The 4810-nt window shown below is 71.5% G+C and carries 5 protein-coding genes and 1 pseudogene; 4 read left to right on the top strand and 2 right to left on the bottom strand.

Annotated elements, in window-relative coordinates; all coding sequences use genetic code 11:
• From HW445_RS18785 to HW445_RS18770, 4 genes and pseudogenes are all read left to right on the top strand, one after another.
• Positions 1 to 235 (top strand): annotated as a pseudogene (locus HW445_RS18785) (urease accessory protein); the annotation flags it as partial.
• A gap of 41 nt (positions 236 to 276) precedes the next feature.
• Positions 277 to 897: an urease accessory protein UreG gene (ureG, locus tag HW445_RS18780; protein WP_180222157.1), complete on the top strand. Its 621-nt coding sequence runs from the start codon at positions 277 to 279 to the stop codon at positions 895 to 897.
• A 1-nt stretch (position 898) separates the two neighbouring features.
• Positions 899 to 1840, top strand: a complete 942-nt coding sequence (locus HW445_RS18775) for an urease accessory protein UreD (protein WP_180222156.1) — start codon at positions 899 to 901, stop codon at positions 1838 to 1840.
• Positions 1841 to 1876: 36 nt separating this feature from the next.
• Positions 1877 to 3220, top strand: coding sequence for an ammonium transporter (locus HW445_RS18770; RefSeq protein ID WP_374939669.1), 1344 nt, complete (start codon positions 1877 to 1879; stop codon positions 3218 to 3220).
• A 101-nt stretch (positions 3221 to 3321) separates the two neighbouring features.
• Here HW445_RS18770 and HW445_RS18765 read toward each other — a convergent pair whose 3' ends face one another.
• Both HW445_RS18765 and HW445_RS18760 read right to left on the bottom strand, forming a co-directional pair.
• Entirely contained in the window at positions 3322 to 3660 is a 339-nt protein-coding gene (locus HW445_RS18765) for a MerR family transcriptional regulator (RefSeq protein ID WP_180222155.1), read from the bottom strand.
• A gap of 440 nt (positions 3661 to 4100) precedes the next feature.
• A partial coding sequence (locus HW445_RS18760) for a DUF4232 domain-containing protein (protein ID WP_218957138.1) occupies positions 4101 to 4810 on the bottom strand: 710 nt, incomplete at its 5' end.

Below are 4810 nucleotides of genomic sequence, written 5' to 3'. Positions count from 1 at the left end.
CGTCGCCTCGGACCTGTTCGCCTTCTGCGCGAGCTTCGCCGGCGCCGCGCTGCGGCTGCGGCTGACGGACCACCGGCGGGCCCAGTCCCTGCTGCGGGAGGCGGCCCCCGTGATCGTGGAGACCACCCACGCGGCACTCGTCCGCGAACTCGCCGACCTCGGCGCGACCACCTTCGCGGCGGACGTCATGTCCGCCCGGCACGAGCGGGCGGAGGCCCGCCTGTTCGCGACCTGACCGGCCGCCGTACACGGCGTCCGCACCGGAAAGGAAAGACCATGCGAGACAACGTCCTGCGCGTCGGGATCGGCGGCCCCGTCGGCTCCGGCAAGACGGCCCTGATCGAGGCACTGGTGCCCGTCCTGATCGCGCGGGGCAGGCGGCCGGCGGTCATCACCAACGACATCTACACCCAGGAGGACGCCCAGCACGTCCGCCGGACGCTCCAGGGGGTCCTCGACGGCGACCGCGTCGTGGGCGTCGAGACCGGGGCGTGCCCCCACACCGCCGTCCGTGACGACCCCACGATGAACCTGGCCGCCGGGGCCGAGATGCTCGAACGCCACCCCGACGTCGACGTCCTCCTCTACGAGAGCGGCGGCGACAACCTCACCCTCACCTTCAGCCCGGCGCTGGTCGACCTCTTCGTCTTCGTGCTGGACACCGCGGAAGGGGAGAAGATGCCGCGCAAGCGGGGGCCCGGCATCACCGACTCCGACCTGCTGGTCATCAACAAGGTGGACATCGCCCCGTACGTGCGGACCGACCTCGCCGTCATGGAGGGCGACGCCCACCGGGTGCGGGGCGACGGGCCGGTGGTGCTGACCGACTGCCTGACGGGCAAGGGCGTCGACGAGGTGGCCGCCTTCCTCGAGGCCCGGCACAAGGTCCTGACCTGAGATGACGGCCACCCATGACCGGCTCGCGCCGGAACACTACGAGCCGGTCCGGCTCCCGCCCGAGACGGCGGCGTTCGCCTCCGTGCCCAGAACCCTCGAGCCCGGCTCGCCGGCCAAGGTGGGGATCCTCGACCTCGGGTACGCGCGGCGCGGCGACCGGACCGAACTGGTCGCGCGGTACCAGAAGTCGCCGCTGCAGATCATGCGTCCGCTCTACGTCGACCCGGCGATGCCCGGCATGGCGTTCACCTACGTGATGGCCACGGGCGGGGGGATCGCCCAGGCCGACCGCTACCGCCAGGACCTGCGGTGCGGCCCGGGCACCCAGGCCCTCTTCACCACCCAGGCGGCCACCAAGGTCTACCGGATGGAGGACGACTACGCGACGCAGCGCGTCCACCTCACCGCCGAGGAGGGCGCCTACGTCGAGTACCTGCCCGACCCCGTCATCCCGTTCCGCGGCTCGCGCTTCCACCAGGGTGTCGAGCTGACGGTGCACGAGGACGCCACGGTGGTCTACGCGGAGACGTTCACCGCCGGGCGGCTCGCGCGCGGCGAACGGCACGAGTACACGGTGCTCACCAACGACCTGGAGATCCGCCGCCCCGACGGGAAGCCGCTGGCCGTGGACACCCTGCGGCTGCGGCCGGGCCTGCCGGGCGGGGTGACCGGGCCGGGCGTGTTCGCCGGGCACGACCACGTCGCCACGCTCTACGTCATCAGCTCCCTGCGCCCCGCCGCGGAGCTCGCCGACGCCCTGCACCGGTCCGTGGAGTCCCGCGCGGTGCTCCACGGGGCGAGCGTGCTGCCGGACGACTGCGGCGCCTGGATGCGCGTGCTCGGCCAGGACCAGCCCAGGGTCGCCGAGGCGGTCCGGGCCGGGTGGGACGCCGTCCGGCGGCTGCTCACCGGCCACCCGGCCCCCGACCTGCGCAAGCCGTGACGGCCCGCCCCCGTTAGCCATGAGGAGACCACGTTCATGACCACCGTCCTCGCCGCCATGCCGCCGGCGTACGACTCGGGCGACACCGCCTGGATGCTGGCGGCGACCGCCATGGTGCTGCTGATGACGCCCGCCCTGGCCTTCTTCTACGGCGGCATGGTGCGCACCAAGCACATCCTGGTGATGCTCAAGATGAGCTTCGCCTCGCTGTGCTTCGTCACCATCGCCTGGTACCTGATCGGATACAGCCTCGCCTTCGGCCCGGACGTCGGCGGGGTGGGGCTCATCGGGAACCTGGACCGCGCCTTCCTGCGCGGCATCGGGCCGGAGACCCTCACGGACTCCTTCCCCACCTACATCTACGCCACCTTCCAGATGGGCTTCGCCATCGTCACGGTGGCGCTCATCAGCGGATCCATCGCCGGCCGGGCCTCCATGCGGGGCTGGCTGGTGTTCTCCGTGCTCTGGCTGCTGATCGTGTACGTGCCCATCGCGCACTGGGTCTTCGACACGGAGAACGGGTGGATCTCCGCCCACCTGGGCGCCCTGGACTTCGCCGGAGGACTGCCCGTGGAACTCAACTCGGGCATCGCCGGGCTCGCCGCGGCGCTGGTCATCAGGGGGCCCGCCGACTTCCGGCGCAAGGAGCCGCGGCCCAGCAACATCCCGCTGGTCATGATCGGCGTGGCGCTCCTGTGGTTCGGCTGGCTGGCCTTCAACGCCGGTTCGGCGCTCCGCGACACCGGCACCGCCGCCACCGCCTTCATCAACACCCAGCTGGCGGCGGCGGGCGCGATGGTCACCTGGCCGCTGGTGGAGTACGCGCGGACCAGGAAGGTCACCATGATGGGCGTCGGTTCCTCCGCGGTGGCGGGCATGGTGGCCATCACCCCCGCCTGCGGCGAGATCGACCCCACGGGCGCGCTGATCACCGGCCTGGTGACCGGCGCGTTCTGCGCCTGGGCCGTCACCCTCAAGTACCGCCTGAACGTCGACGACACCCTCGACGTGGTCGGCGTCCACGGCGCGGGCGGATTCGTCGGACTGCTGATGGTGGGCCTGTTCGCCACCCGCGACGTCAGCGGCAAGGAAGGCCTCTTCTACGGCGGCGGCCTCTCCCTGCTCTGGAGGCAGGCCGTCGCCATCCTCGCCGTCGCCGCCTTCTCGTTCGTCCTCACCTGGCTCATCGCGAAGGCCGTCGACAAGGTCGTCGGCTTCTCCGAGAAGGAGGAGTACGCCGCGGTGCCCGGTGAGGACGACGAACGGGCCTACGACATCCGCACCGTCACCCAGCTGGAGCCCACGGCCGACGGCCGGGGCCTCGACAAGGAGACACTGGCGCAGATCCAGCAGCTCCTGCGCTCGCACCGGGACCGCTAGGTCCTGTCCGGCTGGTCGTGCGACCTTCCGACGGGACCGCCGGTCGCGCCGTGGACCGTGTGCGGGCGGGCCTGCCGAAGGGGCCGCAGGCCCGCCCCGGTTCATTCCGCGGGCGTCGCATTCCCCGCTCCCGCGGCGCGGTGGTGTTCGGCGTTGATGCGCTGGGCTTCCGCGAGCTGATCCTCGAGGATGACGATGCGACAGGCAGCCTCGATGGGCGTTCCCTGGTCGACGAGCTCGCGGGCGCGGGCGGCGATGCGCAGCTGGTAGCGGGAGTAGCGGCGGTGTCCACCGGTGGAACGCAGTGGGGTGATGAGGCGGGCCTCTCCGAGGGCGCGGAGGAAGCCGGGGGTGGCCCCGATCATTTCGGCTGCCCGGCCCATCGTGTAGGCGGGGTAGTCGTCGTCGTCGAGACGGTCGAACGAGTCGTCTGCTGTCATGGGGCCTCTCTGTGGCACGCGTCGAGGGGCCTTGGTGCCGTACGGCACCAAGGCCCCGAAGGAACTGCTACACCATCTGCCGGCCCTGATTCCGAGCCGGCCTTCTGTATCCGCGTGCCCGACCGGGATGCTGTCGGGGCCGCGGGGATCGCGGTTGCTTGACCGGAGACCACCTCACTATCGATGTCCTGCGGTACCCGGGCTCTGGACATCTGCCCGGGCGATCCTGATGGTGCTCGGCTCCTCCGTTCTTTCCTCCGGATCAATCACTTACCGAACGGGTACTACGGCCGGCAGTTCGTCTCTGCCGAACCCTTCTCGATCTCGGCTACGAAAGAAAACATAGCCACGTTGCCGGCGAATGTCTACTCCGGCCGACATAGATTTTCGCGCGTTCGGCGATGAGATCGTGCGCCGGCCACGGCTTCGGAGCCGCTCGGTCAGTAGCTGAGCGCGTCCTCGGCGGTGGTGAGGAAACTGGTGACGAGCATGTCATTGACGGTGACGGGGCCGTCGCCGACCGGCAGCGTGGCGGGCGTCTCGGCGGCGGTGAGGGCGACCTCCACCTTGTCGGCGCTCCTGCCGCCCGCGTCGTCCCCGCGCGAGAACCGGATCCCGGCGTACGCGCGCCCGCCGGGCTCCACGATCCGATCCGTGTCCTCGGGGCCCACGTGCTCGGCGGCGCCGTCGAGGCCCGGGATGGTGATCACCAGCTCGTTCACCGGGAGCAGGCAGGGAGAGCCGCCCTTGTTCACCGCGGTCAGCAGCGCGTGCTGGGCGGGCTCGGAGGCGACGGTGACGGTGTAGGCCATGTCGTGCGTCTCGCACATGCCCACGCCCCCGTCCTGGTCGTCGTTTGCCGCGGCCTCGGACGGCGGCGGGGTGCCGTCGCCGTCGTCCGGGGAACCTCCGGCGGTGCTGCCGCCGTCGCCCGGGCCGGCCGACGACGGCGTGGCGGAGGGCTCGCCGGGGTCCGCCGGGGACGGGGCCGCCGACGTGGTGGGGGTTCCCGTGTCCTTGTCGGCGTCGCCGCCGCCCGCGGTCAGCAGGAGGGCGCCGAGCGAGAGGGCGGCCAGTGCGGCGGCGGTACGGCGTGGGCGAAGTGCGTGGACCATGAGAATTCCCCCCGATGTCTGCGTGTACCGGTGAG

It is taken from the genome of Streptomyces sp. UH6 (assembly GCF_013421635.1).
GTDB lineage: Bacteria > Actinomycetota > Actinomycetes > Streptomycetales > Streptomycetaceae > Streptomyces > Streptomyces abyssomicinicus.
The sequence above is the reverse complement of the archived record's forward strand: the minus strand, read 5'-3'. Positions and strand labels throughout refer to the sequence as shown.